Genomic DNA, 3,096 nt, shown 5'->3' with positions numbered 1-3,096 from the left:
AAGCAGATATATACGTCAATGAAAGGGAATATTGATTCAGCGGCAGATTTTAGTGAAGACATGAAACAAGGGAAAGAAGTAACATCTTTGATGATTTCACAGCGAGAAATCCACATCGCCGTACCGAAAACAACAACGGTAGACCAGTGGGAGCAAATTAATCGTGCTATAACTTATGGCACAGGTAAAAATGTAAACGTCAAAATTACGGTGGTGAAATAATGAGTACAGATTTCAAACAAGGATTACATGCAAGGGCTGAATTTAATGGTGATTTCTATTCAATACAAACTTATTCAGGTAATGGTTTATTGGGAATAGATCCTTTAGGAAGCAATCATTTATTACAGCCAATTGTATCTGATCAAGAGTTGGGAAAGGCTGTGCTTGATGCTTTGTCAAAAAGCAGAGTAATCCCACTTGATGAGTGTGGGGATTATTTTGATTATGATGCAAATGACAAACAGTATAAAAATTGGATTACCAAGATGATGGGATCTTATGGTTATCGTTCGAAACGGCAATTATTTAAGAAAATGTTGAGCTGTGGTATTTGCATGCTTGATGGTCAAATAACGGTAAGGCCATCTTGTCACGAAAAATTGGAAAGTTGGACAGGTAAGGCCATTTCCGAATTTGACTATGTCGTAATTCAGGCAGACAGTTCCCCTGAGGAAATTGGTGCAGCATTACGATTGGCTTTTTCACGTTGCAGAAGTTATGTTTAATGATAAAACAACAGTTTGTTTTTCACTGATTAGCTATGAGCTTTGATTTATAGAGTTAATTAAGGTGGACACGTAATCACTATTATGTGTCCGCTGATTATCTCAAAAGGTTTAAAACGTTATTCAATGAGCTTTATCGCTAAAAGCTTGCTACAGAAACCAATTATCTTAAGAAAGCTCAAATTCTCAGCAAATGGGGGATCATCGGCTCTCAACAAGACCTCCATCTTGCCGCTGGCTTTGTATCCGGTGTTCCAGTAGAACTTTACGATAATGTCATGGCGATTGTCGGGGCAGTTTCTAATCCGTCAGAGACAATAGATGCGCTTAAAATGCTTTTGATGCAGGAAGATATGCCAGGCTTTATCTGGCAAGAAACGAAAGACAACTATCTTAAGCAACTGGATGTCATCAAAGTTGAATACGAGAAAGCAGGCAGTGAAGGTGCATATAATGCCGGCTTGGAAATGGGAAAAATCGTAACAAGTATTGTCAGCACGGCTGCTGGCGGTTTAGGGCTTGTCAAAGGTTCAACATGGGTTACTACCAATGCTGTCGATAAGTTTGCTAAAGTAGCGGCAAAAACCCCATTTGAATATGTAAAAGAACCAACATTTAATCCTTATGGCTCAATTGGTGCAGGGCAACTGTGGTCTATTAAGGGACGACTAAAATATGTCCAATTGCCAACAGAAGGTAAAATTAGATTTGTTCCACCAGAAGACTATATTCCTCATTCGCCTTTACGTAGAGGTATAAATAAAGGCTATATAGATAAGTTTGGTAATGAATGGACGAAAGGACCCTCCAGAACCCAAGGACAACCTTTTGAATGGGATGTTCAACTTTCTTCACAAGGTAAAACTCAATTAGGCTGGGCGAGTAGAGATGGTAAACACTTAAATGTTTCACTTGATGGGAAAATTACACATAAATGATAAACAAAATAGATTTTTTTCAAGAAGTTAAAATAGTATCTTCTAAAAGTCACCCAGAATTCATTGGTAGGAATGGTGTTATTGTTGGAATAAGCGAAGAAGACGGTATACTTTATGGTTATGCTGCCAGAGTTGATGGCTACGAATATGTTGTGTGTTTTGAGCCTGATGAACTTGAACCAACAGGAAAGGCATTTAAACGCGAAGATTTTTACTAAAATTAAGTGTAATAGCCTGATGTATTAAAGACTAACCGGTCACTCAATTGCTATTGAGTGACCGCTATTATAGTGACTATTTTCCTAACACAAATTCACTATTACAAGATAGGAAACTCTTTAGCATTTATTCTCAATCTTGATAGTCTTCATATGAATCCATTTAATTATTTTATAAAAAAGAGGTAATTACACAATTTAAATTACAGTCTCAAATAAATCCCTCTCCTATGACCTGTCTCTTAGTCAGATCTCTTGGTTAAGAGACAGAATCTAGTACTATAGCCGTACTTCTATTTTTCAACAGAAGAGACACTTATGGGAAAGCTTAATTCATACGGTTTCTCAGAGTTGTAAGTATCAGGAAAAATGCAACTTTTTAGTATCTACGGCTGTAGTACTAGTCGCATTTCGCAACGTGAAGTGCATATTGCTGTACCAAAGGCTACAACCCCTGAACAATGGGTTCAGATTAATCGTGCAATTGCTTATGGTACAGAAAAGAACGTTAACATTAAAATTACAGTGGTGAAATAATGAGTGAGATTTTTGAACGATGGAAAAATGCCAGATGCGTATTTAATGGTGATTTTTACTCAGTAATAACTTATTCCGGTTACCGTTCGCTTAATTTAGACCCTTTAGGGGGTAATCATATGTTATCACCCGATACTTCTGATGAGGAATTAGGTACTGTAGTTTTTAATGCTCTTTCTAAAAGTCGATTTATTCCCTTTGAGAATCTTGGGGATTTTTTGGACAATGAAAAAGGAGAAGAATTATATAATCAGTGGGTTACAGAGATGATGGGATTTCATCGCTATCGCTCAAAACGTCAGTTATTTAAGAAAATGAAGAGTTGTAATATTCGTTTGCTAGATGGTGTTATAACTATTACTCCTTCTGGTCATGAGAAACTTGAGCTTTGGACAGGAAAAGGCATTGTTGAATCTGATTATGTCGTGATCCCAGCAGACAGTTCTCCAGAGGAAGTTGGTGCAGCATTACGATTGGCTTTTTCACGTTGCAGAAGTTATGTTTAATGATAAAACAACAGTTTGTTTTTCACTGATTAGCTATGAACTTTGATTTATAGAGTTAATTAAGGTGGATACGTAATCATTATTATGTATCCGCTAATTATCTCAAAAGGCTTAAAACGTTATTCAATGAGCTTTATCGCTAAAATCACGGTGGTGAAATAATGAATGT

5 protein-coding genes and 1 pseudogene are annotated in these 3,096 nt (G+C 36.7%); all 6 read left to right on the top strand.

Features of this window, described 5'->3' with window-relative positions; genetic code table 11:
- A pseudogene (locus ACGF63_RS22590) lies at positions 1 to 222 on the top strand (hypothetical protein); the annotation flags it as partial.
- Complete coding sequence (locus ACGF63_RS22585) at positions 222 to 728, top strand: contact-dependent growth inhibition system immunity protein (protein ID WP_387633321.1); 507 nt, start codon at positions 222 to 224, stop codon at positions 726 to 728. The pseudogene ACGF63_RS22590 and the gene ACGF63_RS22585, both read left to right, overlap by 1 nt.
- A gap of 278 nt (positions 729 to 1,006) precedes the next feature.
- A complete protein-coding gene (locus ACGF63_RS22580; protein ID WP_387633319.1) occupies positions 1,007 to 1,666 on the top strand; it encodes a polymorphic toxin type 17 domain-containing protein in 660 nt (219 codons plus the stop codon).
- Positions 1,663 to 1,884 carry an Imm31 family immunity protein gene (locus ACGF63_RS22575; protein WP_152962915.1) on the top strand — a complete coding sequence of 74 codons (222 nt, stop codon included), beginning with the start codon at positions 1,663 to 1,665 and terminating at the stop codon, positions 1,882 to 1,884. Before ACGF63_RS22580 ends, ACGF63_RS22575 begins: the two co-directional genes overlap by 4 nt.
- Positions 1,885 to 2,253: 369 nt before the next feature.
- Positions 2,254 to 2,421: a hypothetical protein gene (locus tag ACGF63_RS22570; RefSeq protein WP_387633317.1), complete on the top strand. Its 168-nt coding sequence runs from the start codon at positions 2,254 to 2,256 to the stop codon at positions 2,419 to 2,421.
- Positions 2,421 to 2,927, top strand: coding sequence for a contact-dependent growth inhibition system immunity protein (locus ACGF63_RS22565; RefSeq protein WP_387633315.1), 507 nt, complete (start codon positions 2,421 to 2,423; stop codon positions 2,925 to 2,927). The genes ACGF63_RS22570 and ACGF63_RS22565 overlap by 1 nt, the downstream gene beginning before the upstream one ends.
- The last annotated feature ends 169 nt before the right edge of the window (positions 2,928 to 3,096 follow it).

This window comes from Photorhabdus sp. RM322S (genome assembly GCF_042879395.1).
GTDB classification, from domain to species: Bacteria; Pseudomonadota; Gammaproteobacteria; order Enterobacterales; family Enterobacteriaceae; genus Photorhabdus; species Photorhabdus khanii.
Note: the sequence above shows the minus strand (reverse complement) of the source record. Positions and strands in the feature narration are given on the sequence as shown.

What these genes read in the sequence shown, in the direction of transcription:
- ACGF63_RS22585 (WP_387633321.1), top strand. Translation starts at nt 222, where the DNA reads ATGAGTACAGATTTCAAACAAGGATTACATGCAAGGGCTGAATTTAAT.
- ACGF63_RS22580 (WP_387633319.1), top strand. Translation starts at nt 1,007, where the DNA reads ATGGCGATTGTCGGGGCAGTTTCTAATCCGTCAGAGACAATAGATGCG.
- ACGF63_RS22575 (WP_152962915.1), top strand. Translation starts at nt 1,663, where the DNA reads ATGATAAACAAAATAGATTTTTTTCAAGAAGTTAAAATAGTATCTTCT.
- ACGF63_RS22570 (WP_387633317.1), top strand. Translation starts at nt 2,254, where the DNA reads ATGCAACTTTTTAGTATCTACGGCTGTAGTACTAGTCGCATTTCGCAA.
- ACGF63_RS22565 (WP_387633315.1), top strand. Translation starts at nt 2,421, where the DNA reads ATGAGTGAGATTTTTGAACGATGGAAAAATGCCAGATGCGTATTTAAT.